We start from the raw sequence: 18,262 nt of genomic DNA, 5'->3' as shown, positions 1-18,262 counted from the left end.
GCCGGTCTGCCTTGCCGATCCTGGCCGCACTGGCTGCGCTGGCCGTCATGTCTCAGGGTGACTATGGCGATTTGCTGGACGATCTGACCGGCAAGGCAGACCGGCGCAGCGCCCCTTCTGCTGACGGATCGCGAGTAATCGAGGGCATTCCGCGCATTGTGGATGCAGATACCTTTGTCATCAGCCTCAAAACTATCCGACTGCATGGAGTTGACGCGCCGGAGGGCGATCAGCTTTGCCGGGATCGTTCTAGCCGGTCATACCGCTGCGGCGACATGGCGACACGCTGGCTAACTGAGTGGATTGGCGATCAGCCCGTCCGATGTGAACAGCGTGATATGGATCGCTACGGGCGGGTGATTGGGCAGTGCTTTGTCGGGGAGGAAGATATGAACGCCGCGCTCGTTTACTCAGGCCAGGCCGTCGCCTATCGCCAATATAGCGGTGAATACATTGCCGCCGAGAATGCTGCCCGCAGAGCCAGGCGCGGCATTTGGGAGGGGAGTTTTGACATGCCGTGGGACTGGCGGCGCAGGTGGCGCGTGTCCCGCGAGGTTGACGCATTGCGACAAATCTCGCATTGCTGACACCAGACAGTTTTCCTCGTGGCGAGGAAACAACTTGCCGCCCCTTACGGGGCGGTTTTTTTTTGGGTGCCAGTGTTCTTACCAGTGCGAGGGCGGTTTTCCACCCTGGCCCTTGGGCCAGGGCTTGCAGCCGCCGAGCCGGACGCGCCTTCATGGAGCGAAGGGAGGCGAGGCGGCTGTGGTAAACCGCTGGCGCGGCCGATGTAGTTAGGCAAGATCCGTGTGGGAGAAGTCGTTGCCTTTGTAGAGCAAGGGCACGGCATGGGACTTGGCACACGCGTAAGACAGTGCGTCACCCATGTTTAGCTGCGCCGGATGCCCTACTAGCTTCCCATAGGTCGCAAGCGCCTCGATCGCCGCATTTCCCATGGCTGACGAAATCATCATTTCCTGTGCTTGGATGGCTTCAAGCAAATCGTTGACCAGCTCTGCGGCAATCTTAAAATCTTCGGCCGTCGCCGGGCCTGCGCTTCGCGCATCCCGGCGTATCCGGGCAATGGCAAGAGTCGCTTCAAGCCGAACGACTGGCGACACACGGAGCTTCCCACTCGCCGCCTCCATCGCCTTCAGCAGAGCTGGAGCGTCTGGTTCATTTTTTAGGACGGCGACAAGGGCACTTGCATCAACGAACATCAGTCTTCATCGCCCCATATAGCGTCCATGAAAGCTTTGTCATCGGCACTGTCAGCCACGATGCCCAAGGCCGCTGCGCGGTTCTGGATACTGGCGACTCGATCAGCGAGGCTTTCCTTTTGCGACAATGCAGAAATTTGGGCGGCCAGTGCTTGGCGCACGGCTTCGCTCTTGTTCCTCACCCCAGTTAAAGCGCAGTATTTCGCCACAAGGTCGTCAATTTCATCGCCTTTGATAAGCATTGTCATAAGTATATCCCTGCCTGTATTACCTATATATACCATGCGGTATATACTAGTGCAAGACAGGCTATAACCCTGTCGGCTTACAGCATCGTCAATGCACGTTGCTCTTGGACGGTCATGGGTTCTCTGCCCTGGGAAGTGGGCGAGATGGGAATTTGCGTTGCCATGTCTCGATAAGGAATAGGGCAGCGGTGCTTGCTGCATGGATTGATAATCTGGCAATCCGCGCATCTATTCGGGCAAAGCCTTTTTCTCTGCCGTGTGCATCCCCGCCATGCGTGCGAAGCGCCCCTACCCCTGCAATAACCGTGGCAAGCCCTGACAGAATTTGCCGTACATCGCCTGCTATCAGAGGGTCTATGTCTGAACGATCAGGAGACAAGCCAAGAGGTTGCTTCACCGCGTTATAAAGTCCCTGCACGTCTTTTTTCGCAGGTAGTGGTTGCCCTAGCTCGATGAGAATGGATCGACATACGCTTTCCACAGTGCTGCAGGCTGCAGTGACGGCATCCTCTGGGTCAGTCTGGCTGCTGACTAGCGCGCGATCTAGATCCCGGCTCACCGTGTCGAAGTCGATTACTCCGGACAGTCCGGCCAGTTCTGCAATGACGGCCCCGCCCTTACCAGCTTCGATAAGACGCATGCGCCCGCCATGTTGTTGAACCTCATAGCCGTCGAAGCCTAGCGCGCGGTTGAGAAATTCGAGAACAAAGGCATGCCGCTCTGGGTCATGAAAGAAGTCACGGGGATCAGCTGATGCTTCAATGATCCTGGAAAGCTTTAGCTGGGCCTCCGGGCTGTTGTTAAGCTCGGTAAGGCATTGGACAAGGGAAGGTACGCGAGAGCCATCAACCTCAAACGTGACGTTGCAGCTCCGCATAAATTTCTCAATCTTGGCGGCGCTGCGATAGATGCCAATTGGGGGTGTTCCGTCGCCAGATACGCCCCCGCTTATTACGTCAGCAATTGCATCAATACTCTGAATTGACAGCGGAAACGGCATGGGGGAAACCTCCTATCTGGCTGTGCAGACATTTGCGAGGCTTTCTGCTTGAAGTTGGGCAGCCACGTCACCTACAGCGACGTTGACCCCCCTGCCCCCGAACAGCATGTCCATAGCTGTATTCCAGTTCTCAACATTGCCAGTTGGAACGGCGGCGGCCCCGATGATCGGAAGGTTCACCGTATCATCACCCTCAGAAACTGTCAGTTGTCCGGTTTCGACACGTTGGCCGCGACGTTCGACAAAGAGGTAGTTTTGCGGCGGTGAAAATGCCCCCTCGGGGTCGCATACGACTGTCATGCGAAGATCAGTGGCAGCAAGACGATGGACTACGAGGCTCTTGTCCTTTGTCACGTCCCATTGTTCGGCGCCCGCTGGCACGGCGGCTGCAGCAAATAGTGCGGCAATGGCAATCAGGGCCGAGTTTGACATTTTTCTTCGCTCCTTGAGGGATACGGCAAGCATCACTGAGCTTTTGTCAGCTCAGAAATGATGCGTCGGGCACTGCGATTAAATGCGTGTTGAACAGCATTATAGGCGATTTCACCGGGCTGTTTTACACCGAGGGGATCAAGTTTCTTCGACCATTTGTTGAGCAAGGACGAGGACAGCTTGCACTTCACCCGCAGAGTATAGTCGATCGGGCGTGAGCGAGTAGGCGCAGGCCATAGCGGTTTGGCTTCAAAATCAGCATCCGTGACGATCATCTTGCGGGCTGCAACGCCGACCAAATCAGGAAGAGCGGCCCCCGTTGCTTGGCAACATTTTTCCGCCAGTTCCCTCACCTTGGGCTCAAAACCCAATCGGATTGTGACGAACTGCGTGTCCGCTGCCGCCGAGGGGGCGGCATGACGCGTCGTTTCTTCGGGCGCTAATGGGGTATCCCCCTGCCCTCTCGTGAGATTGCGCCTTGAGCCGGTCTGTTCAGTCTTACGGGTCTGCTTGTCTTGCGGCTCTTCAGCCGCTGCTGGCGCATGTTCTGGTTTCTGTTCGACGGCTTCTGCTTTCTCTTGCTCTGGCAAGGGTCGAGTAGAAGCATTGGCTTCACCGTCTATCTCGCTCTTTGTGCTGACCTTCTCGAAGCTAGGTGGGTCAGGCAACTTAGTGCCTTCTTTGAGCTGCAAGCCACGTCGAGGGGAGCGATCCGTGCGGGGGGGCGGCAGACTAGCCATTGACGGTAACCTCCTCAACTGCGGTTAGTAGTTCTTTCGCCTCGTCCATTGCCTGCGTCATGTATTTTGGCATGACTTTTCCAACCGACGTTGCTTCGACGCGTTTAGCGTATTCCCCTAAAAGAATGCCCTGATCGGTCTGGTTATACACATTGCGCTCTTGCAGGTAGAAGCGCAGCATTCTGTCATGACTTGCAATTTCATCAAACAAGTCACGAAGCGAAGCAGGATATTTGACGCCTGGCTTAATCTGATTCAGTAGGAACATAATTGGCGGCAACTTGGACGGGTCAACTACGGCATCACGCAAAGCGACGTATCGTTTGTAGGTTTCCAACTGCACTGTAAAATCGGTTTCAGAAACCTTGACGGGTATGATTACCCTATTAGAAAGCTCAATCACATCATCTACCCAATTCACAAGGTCGCCTTGGGTGTCAATGATGCAGTAGTCTATATTTCCCGTTTCATCGGCCTCGATGATATGACGTTCCATTTCTTCAGTGTTGGCACAGTGAAAGGCAGTCACGCTTTCTGCCGAGGTCGGATCGTTCCGCATCAGCTTTTGATAAAAGGAGTAAGTGCTTTTGTTTGGGTCGCAGTCGAGCATCAAAACGCGCTTACCTTCGAGAACGGCTGCGGATGCAAGAACGCGGGCGACAGTGCTTTTTCCTGCGCCCCCTTTTTGCCCGATCAGTGAAATTACTTTCATCTTCTGTCCCTCACGTCCCTATTTGGTGGCGTTGCGTGATGCCACATCGCCACATTACCGCTTTACCACATCACCACTTCGCCATGATGCCGCGTCGCCATGATGCTGCTTCGCCATGTGACCATATCGCCATAATGCCGGATAGCCATCAAGCCGGAAAACCGCATCGCCGCATCGCCACTATGCCATGTTGTCATATCGCCACAATGTCGTATCGCCGGAATGCCACTGCGCCACTTCGCCTAAATGCCACATAGCCGCTAAGCCGCTATACCGTAGCGCCGCAATACCGCTACGCCATAGGACCATATAGCCGCAATGCCGCTGCGCCGCTTTGCCGGAATGCCGCAATGCCGCAGCGCCACTTTACCGGATTGCCGGAATGTCGCTAAGCCATGTTGCCACTGTGCCACTTCACCATATCGCCATATCACCATGTTTAGGCTGTTTCTGTTGGCGTGGAGCCCGCAATCTGTTGTTGGTTCGGATCGCCAATCCAACCCATAGCCTAAACGCGCCGTGTGGGCGGAAAGAACCCTTGGCCGCACCCACCCTAGCTGGCAGGTCCGGTATGGGCACTCAGCGGCCCTCCTGTGGCCTCTGAGAAGGCTCTGCGCCTGTTGGGAAGGGTGCGGATGGGCAATAGCATGGCTCACCCGAGAGGATGCAAGGCGCGATCTGCGATGCATATCGCGGCTTCGGGCTGATCGCCCGAACCTGTCCGCCCTGGGGGCGGCCACCGAAACGGACTTCAACCATAGGGCCTTTCCGCGGGCATTTTCTTGCCAGCGGTGCGGAAACGCCCTATGGTTGAAGGGAAGAATATGGCGGGAAATGTAACATGTTAACTTCGCCACCATCTAAACGGCCCCAAAGGCGTTTAAATGCTGACGAAAAGCGGCGACTGGTGCAGGATTTGGCGAAGAACATCTCGACAGGTGAGCTTGCCAAAACCTACGGGATCAGCCGCCGCGCCGTTCAGATGATTGCGGCCAGGCTGCATCGCGATCCGATAGCAAGGATCGAGACAAAGGTTCTTGGTGTTCGCTTGGAAAGCGACGAAATGCGCGCCCTTGATGTTCAAGCGGGGCGGTTCGGCATGACCCGAGCAGCATTTGCAAAGAAGGCTCTGCGTCGTGCATCGGGCTTTTTTGATCCAGACGATGACCTGATTGAGATCGGAGCCGAGCTATCTAAGGAGGTTCGCCGCGTTGGCAACAACCTAAATCAGCTTGCCTATCACGCTAATCGTAAGGCGCTTGTCTCCGGCAGCGCAGAAATTTCGCCACATGATCTGGCTACAATCGTCGCCATGAGGGATGAGCTTAAGGCTGTATCTGACCTCGTTTCAAAGCTAATTGTGACGAAAGCCCGCCGCCGCAAAGCTCGCCTTGATCAAATTTTGAAGGCGCTGGACTGATGGCACAGCGAAGCAGCATCGTCACCAATTTCCTTGATGATCACCATGTCCGGTCTGGTCGGCGGGTCAAATCTGGGGGTGGGGGCGGCTCCGTCACGCGGCTTCTTAGCAATGTTCGCAAGGCAAACACTCCCCAGGCTGTGTTCAAGATCATCCGCAGCGGAGGATGCTACAACCGTGCCGACATAAAGGCTCAGATGAATTATGTCTTGGGAAAGTCGGATCACGTTATCGACCCCAGTTACCGGCACGATGGCGGCAAGGAGCTGACAGGTCGCCAGGTTTCACGACTTGCTACCGATTGGTCTGAGGGTTGGCGCGGTAAGATCGAGAACGGGAACTCGATGCACTTGATGATGTCATTTCCCAAAGGGACTGACACCGAGAAGGTTAAAGCCATCACGCGTGGAGTATGTGATGAGCTCATAGGGCAAGGATATGGCCGTTGGAATTATATCGCTGGCATACATACGGATCGTGATCATCCGCACGCCCACATTATTGTAGACCGGCGCAATCAAGAAAATGAGCTTTTCTATCTAGAAAAAGACGGAGAGCTTTCTTATGACCGCTTTAAAGATGCGATGGTCGAATGGGGGCGGGCGGCTGGAGTTGAAATGATCAACACTAGTCGGTTTTCGCGTGGCATTACCGAGGACGCGCTTAGCTCGATAGATTTACGAAAGAGTTTGCGCGGTGAATTGATCGAGCATGGCAAGTCCCCTTATGGTCATGACCCTAAGAATACACCAAGTTATTACGTTAAGCTGGCTACTGAAAATGGTATTAAGGAAATGTGGGGCAGTGGCTTGGGTCGGGCAATGGCCGAGGCAAATGTTGACACAGGACAAACCATTGCAATCACCAATCGAGGGAAAGAAGTTACCAGCTTTACTAATCGTGCCGGTAAGGACGTGGCCTTTACTCGCACGCAATGGGAGGTCCGTGCGATTGGACCTAGCCAGACCCAAGATCGCGCGGCCGAGCGCGTGGACAGCGATTTTATCAAGCAAAGACTGTCCGAGGTTGCAGACACATATCGCAGCCTTGGCAGCATAGCTGACCGACTTGGGAATACCCTTACGGCAAACGCATTGGAGCGCATGGCGCAGCAAATTGAGAAAGGTGAAGACATGAGCGATAGGGCAGGGGCCATTGAGGCCAACCCGGCATTGGAGCGGGACGTCGATCAATTCGAGGCAAAGCTAATAGCATTGCGCTCTACGATCAAAGAAATCGACCGCAGCATTGATCGAGCGCCACCTGAGCAACGGGCGCAAATGGATAAGGACGTGGATGACATGCTGCGCAGCGTCCGAGAGTTGAATCCTCTTGGGGAGCAGACCCGCACCCTGACTAGCCCTGCATCTGACAGCATCTATGCCGAAAAGGTGGCGCGCGACATGCAACGTGATCTGGCGCCGGACAGGCTGGAAGCTGCCCTGGAAGGTAGTGGCATTGACCCGCGGGAGGTTTCAGCGCGCATTGAAATGACTGCCACCACGGCGGCGCTGGAAAGCCGGTGGGTTGAACGAGACTTGCATGCCGTCGCTGACAAGAACGGCTATGACCTCGCGACCAGTGAGGGGCTGGAGAAGGCTCGTGATCATGTCAGCGATATTTATGACAGGGTTGAAGACGCGCTACGCGATCAGAGCATTGACCGCACTGAGGCAGTCGATGTGCATTCGACTGGCGAGCGTCAGGACTTTAGACGCCTTGTCCAGCAGTTCGAACGGACTGATTTCAACTGGCCTTATTCAGAAGACAGCCAAGCGAGACAGCAGGGGCAGAACGAGGTCGCAGCAGCCAGCGACGCGTTCACTGATTTTGCTGACAGGTCGCGGGATCATGCGGAGCTTGCCTCCGAGGCATGGGACCGGAACGCAAATGACGCGCGCGGTCCCGAAGGCTATGTGCCTGCGACAGAACGCAGGATGCCTGACGAGGATATTCAGCGAGCGTTCACAGCTATCCAGATGGATCGTGTGCGAGAGCAAGAGGAACGTGCAGCACAGAGTCAGGAGCGCGATAAAGCCGCCGCACTCGATGAAGCCAAGCAACTTGCGGCGAGAGGTGGCAACATGACTTTTGACGAGTCGCGCCGGCTTGTCGATGCAGTCGAACGTGCGCTTGGGCAGGATGCAGTTCGTGACATGCAGAACGGAAGAGCGCCCGACATTCCAGGAATGGGCACGGCTCAGCGGCATGACTTTGCCATCGCTTACCTGAAGGCTGACCAGAATATCGGTAGCAGCCGTGATCACTCCCACGCAATCGCGCAACACAATGTTGCGGCCGTCAAGCATGAGCAAGCCCTCCGTCATGAGCGGCGTGGTCATGAGCAAGACGGTCACGATTTTGGATAAGGAGTAATCCCATGACCAGACTTGAAGGCAGGCTGCGCCAACTAGTAGGGGTTCTCCTTATTGGTTTCTTCGCTTTTCTGATTGGCTACGTGCTGGCGTCGGGTCTAGCCCAGTACCGCTACGACTTGGCCGAACTCGATCTCTTTTTTATCGCTACGCAGTACAGTGACATCCAAGCGCGTGATCCACGCGGCTATGTCCTAATAAACTTTGTGGTCATTGCAACCACCCTGGCGGGCTTCATGCTGGCTGCTAAGGTGACGACAGAAGACCTTACACGCTTTGGGAAGACGAGCTGGCAGACGAAACGGCAAATGAAGCGCAAACGCTTCTTAACCAATCCCGCCAAAGGCTTTGTTTTGGGAAAGACGGGTGACCCAGGCTCAAACCAACCCTTTATTGTATCTGCCGAGCATCCACATGCCCTAATCGTTGCGCCTACGGGACGTGGTAAGGGCGTGGGCTTCGTTATTCCCAACTGCCTAACCTATGCAGGCAGCAGCGTAGTGCTGGACGTGAAAGGCGAAAACTTCGAGCTAACGTCACGCCACCGGAAAGCGCGGGGCGATACGGTCTATCGCTTTGCACCGACCGATTGGGAGTCGCCGTCGCACCGATACAACCCCCTCAAACGCGTCGGCAAGATGAAGAACCCTGCGCAGCGCATGATGGAGCTTCAAAAGATCGCCAAGCTGTTCCTGCAAGCCGGGCAGGGGGCAGAGGAGTTTCTACCGGGCGCGACGGATATTTTTGTCGCTTGCGGGATGCTGGCTTATGAGAAAACCCGCGTCACGTTGGGGGAGATTTACCGCTATGCGGTTCAAGGCGGGGAGACAAAGACGCAGTACGCTTACTATGCCCGAATAGCGGAAGATCCTGCCACTAAGATGATGTTCAACAAGCTCGCGAATATCACCGAACGCACCCTGTCGGCATACCTCTCAGTTCTCAGCAGCTCGGGCCTTGGAACGTGGGCAAACCCGCGCATTTGCGCTCTGACTGATGATAGTGATTTTGAGTTTGTGACCTTCCGCAAAAAACCTCAGACTGTTTATCTGGTTGTGCCGCCAGATGACGTTGCTGCAATCGCACCGCTGATCAGATTGTTTTTTTCCGATCTCATTTCTTCATTGCAGGGGGCTGGTGAGCCAGGTCCGGACGAACCCTGGCCGGTCCTAATCATGCTGGATGAGTTCGACAAACTTGGAAAAATGCCGATCGTAGCTGAATCGATCAAAACTCTGCGGTCATACGGCGGCAACTTGGCAATTGTTACGCAGACGGTTCCAGCGCTGGACGAGATCTATGGGCAGAATGTCCGCCTGTCGCTCCAAGGTGGCGCAGGGATAAAATTATATCTGACGCCTTCTGAGGAAAAAACGGTGTCTGACCTGTCTCGTGCCACAGGCATGACGACGCGGCGGGTCGTCAGCAAGAGTCGGACTATTGGTCAAGGTGCTTTCAATGGCGTCAATGTCAGCGAACGAACAGAAGAACGGCCTTTGTTGTCAGAGGATGAAGCGCGCCGGCTGCCCAAGGATGACGTGATTATCATTGTTGATGCCGACATGCCGATCCGGGCAAAGCGTATCAAATACTTCAGTGATGCAAAGTTGAAGCCCATGTTCGAGGCTCAAACCGGTCCTATGCCGATGCCTCCGCATAACCCTGCTATGGATAAGTACGTTTTCCCCGACATTGGCTTGATGGAAGCGGACGCCGCCCGCGCGGCAGAAAAAGCTAGGGTACGCTTGTTGCCACCCCCGGAGAAGGTGAATGCCGAGGCGTCACCTGAAATCGTTGAGCCTGTTGCGGTCGGGAAGGATGCCAGCGTTGAAACCGCTGACAGAACGATCGTTCAGGACGTCGAAATTGCAGCGCCTCAGATCGTAGAGCAAAACGATCCGGCTCCGGATGATAGGCCCAGATCATCACGCAGGTTGGCTCGAAAAGCGCCTTCAGCTGACACTTCCGTTTCCGCTGTTCGCTCGACACGGAGGCCACAACGAAAAGCGGTGGCAACTGCACAATTAGATTTGGCCTTAAAGGACGTGCCCGACACTCCAGAAGCCCGCGCGGTCGTTGACCGCACGTTGAAGAAGGGGCGGTCAATGCTGGACGATCTGCGAGACAAATTCACTGATATGGACGTAATATCTCAGGTTGAGGTTTGACGTATCAAGTACCTACCCGAACAAAAAAAGCCCGCCGTTAAGGCGGGCTTTTCTGTTATGGGATCAGGAACGGTCCCGGAACCTATTTGGCATGTTAAGTTGTCGCTGCACGCTTGGCTGTGCCTGATGCGGGGAGGCGGGGCTTGCCCCCGTACCCGGTCCGGGCCCAGGTGCGGGAGGTGATGACCCTGCATTGCCGCCGCTACCGGCACCGCGGAACGATCTCGACAGAGCTGCAGGGCCTGCCATCGACCCGGACAGGTTGCGATACACGCCAGCAGTAACTGCAGCCGCCGCTAAAGGACCAACGGCCGCAACCATCCCGCTTAGGCCGCTCACAATCATCGGTATCAGGACAATGGTGAAAATCATCATAAAGAGGATCGTCAGAAACGGGACCAAGCCAGCGATGGATTCGATGTTTGTTGGATCAAGGTTATCAACAACACCTTGCGTAAGCCTGATCATTGAACCCAGCACAGCGGCGATGACGATAGGATAAAGAACGTAACTTAGAGTCGAGCGAAGCCACTGAAAAAAGAAGTCGGACGTCGCTTTGAAGACTGAAAGACCAATAAAAATGGGCGCGAGGCCAAGATGGATCGTGATCATGACTAGGGCGAAAATCAAGATCAGTCCCGCCACTGCCGCCGTGAGGGAATGTAGGATGAAGAAAATGCCGCTCATTACGGCACGGCTCATGTAACTGAGGTTGTCCATTGTCGTATTGGCGCTGGTTGCGAGGCGGTCCAGCATATCATCGAATGAGGCTGCAAGACCCATGTTCGGATTAGAGCTGCCTGACAGCATGGCGCCTGCAATTGAATCCATGCCGTTTATGACCGCACTGGCTATGGCATTGAATTGGCTCCACACTGTCGCGAACTGGAAAATTAAAAGCAACTTTACGACCAGTATCAACAGATCTCCGACAGGCTGTGGCCGAATTTGCAGGAGCGCATTGATAAATACGAGGATGATAGCCAGCGATGCTGCTACTTGGAGTGTGTCACCGATAGCTGCGGCGGTAAGGCCAAACTGCGATTGCGCGGCGTCACTGAGTTGCTGCTGTCCAATTTCCACCAGTTCCGAAACTATAGGCATTATAGGACACCACTTTCTTTGCAGATTGTCCGCACTTCGGAGGATAGGGCATTCGTGGCCCTGCTGTTTTCAAGCCGAACGCTTGCCCACTCATCGAAGTGTAGCCCCTCAAAAACGGCCATCATTTCATCGAGCGCGCTGTCCCAATCCGAGAAATACATGTCGCACGAGCAGGCTTGCTCAGACACAATCCGCTCTGCGTTCTGGCGCCTGTAGACTGATAGCAGGACAGAATTCGCTTGATCCGGGTTGGCATTGACTGGCGCGTTTCTTGGGTTTGGAAGAACAGGACGTGGTGGGATTGAGCAGCCGCGTTCTGAAATTTCTGGATTTCCTGCGCTCTGCGTGTCGAAGCGCAGAAACTTACGTTCCTGATCTTCCGTCACCTTGTCTGCGTGGGCAGTAGCGGCAGTAGCGGCAACTGCGATAGCAGCGAGAACAATAGACTTCATCATCCCGCTGTTCCCTTCGCTGTCGGAAGGTAAAACTCGGCAATGCCGCGCTTTCCGTCTTTCCGACCTGTCTGAATGATGACGTCGATAGATCGGGTGATGTATTCACGAATTTCCGAATAGCTCATGGGCACATCTGATCGGCCCGCTTTCATGGCAAGGGCATCTAAGGCCAAGGTTGGCGTTTCGGCATGAACGGTAGTCGCTGAGCCGCCATGCCCTGTGTTGATAGCTTCAAGGAATGTCATCGCTTCCTTGCCGCGCACTTCGCCAACGATCACTCTGTCAGGCCGCATTCGGAGCGAAGAAATCAGAAGCGCGTCAGGCGATCGCACGTCGCTGTTCCTGTCGGCAATCAAGGACACTGTATTAGGTTGGCTAGGCAGCAACTCAGCGGCGTCCTCAATAGTGATGACCCGTTCAGTTGGAGGAATGAAGGTCATGATTTTGCGAAGGGCTACAGTCTTGCCCGTCGAGGTTCCGCCTGACAGGACCATGTTCAGCTTTTCACCGACACAGAACTCTAGGGCTTCATCGAGGGTGCCCTTTTCTGCGATTTCTTTGAGCTGCAGGTTTCGTGCAGCGCGCTCCTCATCCAATGATCGCTGTTCTCCATAGAGATAGTCTAGTTTGACCTCATCGAGGGGCAGGGACGAGAAGAAGCGCATTGCGATAGCATGGCCTGAGAGTGCCGCAGGTGGTGCGACGACCTGGACCCTGATCGGACGGCCGAGATACTCAATAGAAGCCGAGATAAGGGGTTTGGCTTTGCTGATGGTCGCTTGGGCCTGGCCGACGATACTAGCGGCTAAGTCAGCCAGCACATTTCTTGACAGATGCGCCTCACACTTCCGCATGAAGTGGTCACCACGAGTTTCTGCCCAAACTGTTCCATCAGGGTTGATGCACAGCTCCACAAGGTCATCCCGCGTGACTACATCGCCTAGCGCGGCCATCGCCTGATTAAAGTAGCTGTCATCTTGCATCAGAAAATCTCCAGATCACGGTCAACCATGATCGTCACACGGGCGCCTTGGGCGACACGGATAGTTGGCTTGATGCGTAGGGACTCACTCAGCACGGAGGTTGTTGCGTTGGTTAGGTTCTGCCCTACGCTATCCGCCATGTCATTTGCGCGGTCATCATCCGTGTTTTCCGTCGCGAGTGCCGGAAGGATCGTCAGGAAGCTAACGAGAGCCGCCGAACCAAAACGCTGACCGAAATGATTGTTAACCCGTCCCGTAAGCCCGGACTGTCCTATTTCATCGCCACCATAGGCTGAAATTGTGACGGACTGATTGTCCGGCATGATGATGCGTTCCCATGCCACCAGCGCGCGGCGCTGGCCCAATTCCACGCCTTCAGAGTATCGTCCGATCACTTGCGATCCCCGAGGGATCAAAATGCGCGTCCCGTCATAGGAATGCACATCCTCGCTTACGACCCCCCTAATCGCACCGGGAAGCTCCGAATTAATCGCAGTTTCCAAAATAGCTTGGATCATCGTTCCTTGCGTTACAGTGTTTGCGGGGTTCACTATTACGGAAGCCCGCTCGACCTGCGCCGGCCTTCCTGCATCGCGCACGAACGCCTCGTTATCTGACAGCCGCGCTTCACGCTGTTCAGCAGCACCGGAGGCTTCGCCACCGCCTCCACCGCTTCCCCCAAAGGCAAGCATACCCGAAGAACGGCGACGTTCCTGTTGCTCTTGGGCTAGGCGTCGTGCTTCTTCGGCTTGTCGGGCACGATCATCTAGCGCGGCATTGCCGGACTGGTCGTAATTGTCACCCCCACCAGACAGCCGGGCAAGATCCAGCTCGCTTTGCAGTCGTTGCATTTCACGCGCATGGTCCTGCGCGATCCGCGCCGCTTCCGAGTCACGTTCCGCATCGCGAAGACGCAGTGCTTCAAGTTCCTCTGCAAGCTTCGATAGCCGGTCATCATCCACAGGGGTTTCCGTGACGACTTCGGCATTATCTGTTTCGCTGGCTGCATCCCGCGCCGCAATCTCAGCCCGCAACGCTGCAAGTTGTTGCTGCATTTCTTCATAGCGAGGATCAGGTTCTGGCTGCTGCGGCTCCTCCGGCTCCGGCTGCAGGTCTGGTTCAGCGCCTTGGGCTACCCGCAGATGGCCGTAGGCGCTTGTACCAATATTCTGGAAAGGGTCAGACTGTCCTGTGCGAAGGCTGGAACCATCCGTTGAAGACTGTGAAACTGTATAAGCAGCCAAGCCTAGCCCGCAGATCGCAATCAGTCCCGTGACCAAGATCGCAGGTGACCGTTTGCTCTCAGTTTTTTTTGCACCCTGACTCTCAGCCTCAAGCGCCTGAAGGCGCTCATTGAGCTGTTCTTCGGGATCGCCCTCAGTGCCTTGCGCGCCTTGCTGTTGATCGACTTTTGCGTTGCTCGTGTCGTCAGTCATTTGCTGCCTCCAAGCCTCGCAATCGTGTTTTCGGTTTCCCCGGCCCGCAGCACCCAATACTGCGAGACACCCGAAACCCTGATTGTGCCATCGTCCAAAGTTTGGCTGTTCACAGTGCGCTCCCGACCGCCCGAAACGCGGAAGATTGCGGGCAGCGAGGCATTCCGCGCGAAACGGAAATACGTGAACGTCCCATCATCGAATACTTCGCGGGGCGTGATTTCAGTCAGCCGGTTCGCGCCGTATGTGTCGTACGGGGCAGTTGCGACAACTTGCTTGTTGGCAGGAGGCGCAGAGCGAGTGCGTGGGCCATCGAACCGAACAACATAGTGCGTCGCAGAATTGGTTTCTGTGACCGCAAAGTAGTATGCCCGCTGATTGGTATAGACGATGATGTTCGTGGTGACGCCCGACATCATGGGTTTGACGAGCATTGCATGGCCGCCAGGAACCGCGTCGAACTGGAATCCTTCGGTATCACCCGCAGCGATTGATATGATTTCCTCGCCCGATCCAAACTCGATTGAGGTGACTTTCATGATCGTTGTATTGATCCGGTAAACCTGCCCATCGACATACTGAGCTAAGCGCACCCGACTATCATGTGCGCCCGCGCGGGGGGTAACCTCGGCTTGAGCCACAGTCGAAAAACCGGCGAGGCAGAGTGCGGCGAGGAAGCTAGTTTTTTTCATTCCGTGAACCTTTCCGACGAGACCACGTATTCCCGCACCGAAAAACCGAATGGGTTTTGCCACAGGGCTTCGAGAGTGCGCTGTTCTTGAGGCTGGAAGTTGAAGACAAGCGACACAGTGAATGTCCCTTCGGTCGTGCCGTTGGGCGTCACGAGCCGCTTCACAATCCGGGCCGTTGCCCTGTCATTGCTGAGAGGGGTGACGCTGATAACCTCCACATCCATACGGGAGTTCTCACCGTAGAGCGTCGGGGGGAAATCTGGATTATCCGCTGTCCACTGTTCGACTAGGGAGCCGCGTGCATTACCTTCAGAGCGATTGAGGAGCGTCTGAACGCGCTGATCGTTATCGATCCGATTGTAGGTTTCCCGGTCGCGCACATAGGCGAAAACAAGAGATTGCACGACTGCCTGCTGTTCATTCAGGCTGATGGTTCCCACGCTTGCCATTGGCAGCGCCATTCCAGTTGCAGGGTCAAATGGCACGAGGGCGGGTGCAGGTCGCTCGGTAAAGACTGCGACTGCGGCAGCAGACAAGCACCCTATGATGCCAAAGCCCCAACCCGTGAGGGCCAGCTTGCGCCAGAAAGTTTCGCGCTTGCGCGCACCGAAAATCAGCTCTTCTTCGATAATTTCCTTTTTTTCACGTGCCATTATTCGATGTTCCCGAACGTGAGGAACGCGCGCTCTTCGGCCATCGTGGCAGCATCCATCATCCCTGCCATGCCCGAATTTACTGCGGTTACAGCTTCAAGTTCGATGAGCTGCGACAGCGCAATGACGACTTCCGCATTTACGCGCGTGTTAAGGTCAATCGACGCCTTTAGATCCTCTGTCTCGCCAATCATATCGACCAGTGCACCTACGCGGCCGAGGCTTTGTGCGGTGTTTGCATGGGCGCTTTCGCCCGCTGCGGCGACGACAGCTCCTCCGGTTGCCGCGGATGCGACACGCCGAGCGCCTGGCACACTTGATCCTGCCAGTTCCTCAACGGTGCCCTCTCCAAACCCTGCGCTTTCCAGGGCTGCGGTCATAGTGGTCCGCATGTTCACCGATCGCGGGCCAGTCAGCCCGCTCCAGTCACCGTTCATTCCGGCCAGGATCGTCCCGAGGACGCCGCTCATGTTTCCTTCCAGCAGGTCATTCAGATCGCCGTCCATGGTCAGCCCGACAATGTCGCGGGCGCCAGTCAGGGAGGCATAGAGATTGTTGGCGGTCTCTAGGTGCCCTTGAAGAAGGGTCACTTGAGAAAGAAGCTGGTCGAGCTGCGCGTTTTGCAGTCCGGCATCTTCAAGCATGTTTTGAAGTTGCCGGATGGACTGAGCGATATTCTGAGTATCTACCGTCGGAACGCCTTGCGCGTAGGCTGCATTCGAGTGTGCGTAGGGCAGAACCGTTGCAGCCACGACAGCAATAGCAAAAGCTTTTGGACGAGCGAACTTTCTGAGGTCACGCATGGTCATTCTCCAAATCTTAGGAAACGGCGCTCTGAAGCCTGTTCGGCTGCGAACTGCATTGCTTCAGCACTAATAGGTTGTGAGTTCGCTGCCCGCAGACGGGTCAGCAGAACCATGACGCGCGCGGTTTCAGCGCGCATGTATGCATTGAGGGCCATCGCCTCATGCGGTGTGTCTGTAGCCTCAATCCGCTCTATTATGGCGCGGACGCGTACGGCTGACTGACGCACCATTTCATAAGCATTGTCGCCATAGAGCATCGCGCCATCGCTCATCATGGCAGTGTGCGCGCCAGCCGCTAGAACAGGCTCGATCGTGCCAAGAGCATCAACACCGCCGATTTGCGCCAGATACTCGTTATACTTGGCCGGGATGACCTGGACGTAGTGCCGCGTCTCGTTGAATGGCGGGACGCCGTTGTGACGCCGAACATTTCCAGGGCCTGAATTGTATGCTGCCAGTGCCAGAACAATGTCGCCATCAAACGTATCAAGCTGGGTTGATAGATAACGTGCGCCACCTTCCGCCTGCACGTAAGGATCACCGCGATAGGTTTCACCAATCCCTAGATCGACTGCAGTAAGCGGCATAATCTGCGTGAGGCCATAGGCCCCGACAGGTGACTCAGCGTGAGGGTTGAACCGGCTTTCCTGCCAGATCATGGCTTGCAGCAGTGCGCGCCATTGGACCGGCGACAGACCTGCTTTAGCCACACCGGGACGACTGTAGGTGGCTTGGGCAGCCCGGATGATGACTTGCTCTACAGTCACCTGAGCATCACCAAAAAGTTCCGGTGTGGCTGTATTGGCATCCTCGGCGGAATAAAGATTGGGCGCTGCTGAGGAAGGAGTTTCCCCTTCTTCCAGATCAGCAATCATGTCTTCTGAACTGCCTGTCGGACGAGTGCTGCCAATGATGGCATCAAGCGCGGCAAGCTGTTCTTCATGCAGCTGTTCAATTTCCTCAAGCCGCCCTTGTTTATTGCGCTGGCGTTCGAGGTCAGCAAACTGCTCCGTCAGGATTAGGAGGTTCTGCTGTAGCTGGTTGACGTCAATTACGGGAACGCCTTGACCCACGGCGATCGTGCTTGTGCACGATATTGCCGTTGCCAGCATGACTTTACGGAGCCGACTAGACACTGACTCCACCCTTTGCGTGCAGCTCAGGCAGCGGCGTAAAGTTGCAGGTCGGACGGCCGGAGGATGAGAAGCATTCCGATGAAACTGGACGCGTTTCACCAGCGCAGGCCGATAGTAGGCCGGACAAAGTAAGGGCGAAAATCACACGCTTCATTTCAGGGCTCTCCAGAATTCAGGATCATAATCAGGTGCGGCCAGTGCTGCGCGGCCTGCGGTGCTGTTGCCGATCGACATGAGGAGTTGGCCCAGGTCCGTGAGGTCCGTATCCAGTAGAACAGACCCTTGATCGTCTCGAACCAAGGCCACGCGCTTGCCCGGAGGGGTTTCAAGCATGATGGTCAGCTCTTTTGCGTTTAGATTGAGGGCCGCAAAGTCCTGTGCCGATGCGTCATCGTTCGGCAGAAGAATTTGCGTTTGGACGCCCTGCAAAATGGACGCGCCCGCCTTTGAGTTGGCAATTTGGGTGGCGAACTGTGTCACGAGTAGGACAACACAATTGAGCTTGCGCAGCGTGACTAGCCAACCTTGCAGCTTGTCCGCAAAGTAGTCTGTGTCGAGCGCCCGCCATGCTTCATCCACAACAATGATTGTGGGGCGGCGATCTTGCATGGCCCGCTCTAGGCGTCGGAAAATATAGCCAAGAACCGCTGCGCGCTCTTTGTCATTTCCGTTGTCTAAGACG

At 55.5% G+C, this 18,262-nt stretch carries 19 protein-coding genes and 1 pseudogene; 4 read left to right on the top strand and 16 right to left on the bottom strand.

The features are described 5' to 3' along the window. Positions 1-587, top strand: a 587-nt coding sequence (locus tag ACFQDM_RS09430) for a thermonuclease family protein (RefSeq protein ID WP_377378408.1), incomplete at its 5' end; no start/stop codon positions are given. Positions 588-794: 207 nt separating this feature from the next. Here ACFQDM_RS09430 and ACFQDM_RS09425 read toward each other — a convergent pair. From ACFQDM_RS09425 to ACFQDM_RS09395, 7 genes are all read right to left on the bottom strand, one after another. Next, positions 795-1,220 carry a type II toxin-antitoxin system VapC family toxin gene (locus tag ACFQDM_RS09425; RefSeq protein ID WP_377378406.1) on the bottom strand — a complete coding sequence of 142 codons (426 nt, stop codon included), beginning with the start codon at positions 1,218-1,220 and terminating at the stop codon, positions 795-797. After that, positions 1,220-1,468 carry a type II toxin-antitoxin system VapB family antitoxin gene (locus ACFQDM_RS09420; protein ID WP_046001866.1) on the bottom strand — a complete coding sequence of 83 codons (249 nt, stop codon included), beginning with the start codon at positions 1,466-1,468 and terminating at the stop codon, positions 1,220-1,222. The genes ACFQDM_RS09425 and ACFQDM_RS09420 overlap by 1 nt, the downstream gene beginning before the upstream one ends. 112 nt (positions 1,469-1,580) lie before the next feature. Continuing rightward, positions 1,581-2,468, bottom strand: coding sequence for an abortive infection family protein (locus ACFQDM_RS09415; protein ID WP_127899871.1), 888 nt, complete (start codon positions 2,466-2,468; stop codon positions 1,581-1,583). A 12-nt stretch (positions 2,469-2,480) separates the two neighbouring features. Continuing rightward, positions 2,481-2,900, bottom strand: coding sequence for a hypothetical protein (locus tag ACFQDM_RS09410; RefSeq protein ID WP_377378404.1), 420 nt, complete (start codon positions 2,898-2,900; stop codon positions 2,481-2,483). A gap of 32 nt (positions 2,901-2,932) precedes the next feature. Then, complete coding sequence (locus ACFQDM_RS09405) at positions 2,933-3,640, bottom strand: hypothetical protein (RefSeq protein ID WP_127899869.1); 708 nt, start codon at positions 3,638-3,640, stop codon at positions 2,933-2,935. Then, positions 3,633-4,352, bottom strand: coding sequence for a ParA family protein (locus ACFQDM_RS09400; RefSeq protein WP_084693958.1), 720 nt, complete (start codon positions 4,350-4,352; stop codon positions 3,633-3,635). The genes ACFQDM_RS09405 and ACFQDM_RS09400 overlap by 8 nt, the downstream gene beginning before the upstream one ends. Before the next feature lie 62 nt (positions 4,353-4,414). Further along, positions 4,415-4,549, bottom strand: a complete 135-nt coding sequence (locus tag ACFQDM_RS09395) for a hypothetical protein (protein ID WP_377378401.1) — start codon at positions 4,547-4,549, stop codon at positions 4,415-4,417. A gap of 851 nt (positions 4,550-5,400) precedes the next feature. Between ACFQDM_RS09395 and mobC the strand changes: the two genes are divergently transcribed. The 3 genes from mobC to ACFQDM_RS09380 are packed head-to-tail and all read left to right on the top strand — an operon-like array spanning position 5,401 to position 10,315. Next, entirely contained in the window at positions 5,401-5,772 is a 372-nt protein-coding gene (gene mobC, locus ACFQDM_RS09390; protein WP_377378399.1) for a plasmid mobilization relaxosome protein MobC, read from the top strand. Beyond that, positions 5,772-8,141 carry a relaxase/mobilization nuclease domain-containing protein gene (locus tag ACFQDM_RS09385; RefSeq protein WP_127899867.1) on the top strand — a complete coding sequence of 790 codons (2,370 nt, stop codon included), beginning with the start codon at positions 5,772-5,774 and terminating at the stop codon, positions 8,139-8,141. The genes mobC and ACFQDM_RS09385 overlap by 1 nt, the downstream gene beginning before the upstream one ends. 11 nt (positions 8,142-8,152) lie before the next feature. Beyond that, positions 8,153-10,315, top strand: coding sequence for a type IV secretory system conjugative DNA transfer family protein (locus tag ACFQDM_RS09380; RefSeq protein ID WP_377378396.1), 2,163 nt, complete (start codon positions 8,153-8,155; stop codon positions 10,313-10,315). A 63-nt stretch (positions 10,316-10,378) separates the two neighbouring features. Here ACFQDM_RS09380 and ACFQDM_RS09375 read toward each other — a convergent pair whose 3' ends face one another. The 9 genes and pseudogenes from ACFQDM_RS09375 to ACFQDM_RS09335 all read right to left on the bottom strand — a co-directional run. Then, positions 10,379-11,419 carry a type IV secretion system protein gene (locus ACFQDM_RS09375; protein WP_052715392.1) on the bottom strand — a complete coding sequence of 347 codons (1,041 nt, stop codon included), beginning with the start codon at positions 11,417-11,419 and terminating at the stop codon, positions 10,379-10,381. After that, on the bottom strand, positions 11,419-11,874 hold the full coding sequence (locus ACFQDM_RS09370) for a hypothetical protein (protein ID WP_127899865.1): 456 nt from the start codon (positions 11,872-11,874) through the stop codon (positions 11,419-11,421). The genes ACFQDM_RS09375 and ACFQDM_RS09370 overlap by 1 nt, the downstream gene beginning before the upstream one ends. After that, positions 11,871-12,857 carry an ATPase, T2SS/T4P/T4SS family gene (locus ACFQDM_RS09365; protein WP_046001869.1) on the bottom strand — a complete coding sequence of 329 codons (987 nt, stop codon included), beginning with the start codon at positions 12,855-12,857 and terminating at the stop codon, positions 11,871-11,873. Before ACFQDM_RS09365 ends, ACFQDM_RS09370 begins: the two co-directional genes overlap by 4 nt. Continuing rightward, positions 12,857-14,293, bottom strand: a complete 1,437-nt coding sequence (locus ACFQDM_RS09360) for a TrbI/VirB10 family protein (RefSeq protein ID WP_127899864.1) — start codon at positions 14,291-14,293, stop codon at positions 12,857-12,859. The genes ACFQDM_RS09365 and ACFQDM_RS09360 overlap by 1 nt, the downstream gene beginning before the upstream one ends. Beyond that, positions 14,290-14,985, bottom strand: coding sequence for a TrbG/VirB9 family P-type conjugative transfer protein (locus ACFQDM_RS09355; RefSeq protein WP_046001871.1), 696 nt, complete (start codon positions 14,983-14,985; stop codon positions 14,290-14,292). Before ACFQDM_RS09355 ends, ACFQDM_RS09360 begins: the two co-directional genes overlap by 4 nt. Continuing rightward, positions 14,982-15,638 carry a virB8 family protein gene (locus ACFQDM_RS09350; protein WP_127899862.1) on the bottom strand — a complete coding sequence of 219 codons (657 nt, stop codon included), beginning with the start codon at positions 15,636-15,638 and terminating at the stop codon, positions 14,982-14,984. The genes ACFQDM_RS09355 and ACFQDM_RS09350 overlap by 4 nt, the downstream gene beginning before the upstream one ends. Further along, the gene (locus ACFQDM_RS09345) at positions 15,638-16,441 is read right to left on the bottom strand and encodes a type IV secretion system protein (protein ID WP_046001873.1); all 804 of its coding nucleotides are present in this window, start codon (positions 16,439-16,441) and stop codon (positions 15,638-15,640) included. Before ACFQDM_RS09345 ends, ACFQDM_RS09350 begins: the two co-directional genes overlap by 1 nt. 2 nt (positions 16,442-16,443) lie before the next feature. After that, on the bottom strand, positions 16,444-17,580 hold the full coding sequence (locus ACFQDM_RS09340; protein ID WP_377378391.1) for a lytic transglycosylase domain-containing protein: 1,137 nt from the start codon (positions 17,578-17,580) through the stop codon (positions 16,444-16,446). Between the two features lie 150 nt (positions 17,581-17,730). Beyond that, positions 17,731-18,262, bottom strand: a pseudogene (locus tag ACFQDM_RS09335) (type IV secretion system protein B4); the annotation flags it as partial.

Source organism: Ponticaulis profundi (assembly GCF_042659465.1).
Classification (GTDB): domain Bacteria; phylum Pseudomonadota; class Alphaproteobacteria; order Caulobacterales; family Hyphomonadaceae; genus Ponticaulis; species Ponticaulis profundi.
The sequence above is the reverse complement of the archived record's forward strand: the minus strand, read 5'-3'. Positions and strand labels throughout refer to the sequence as shown.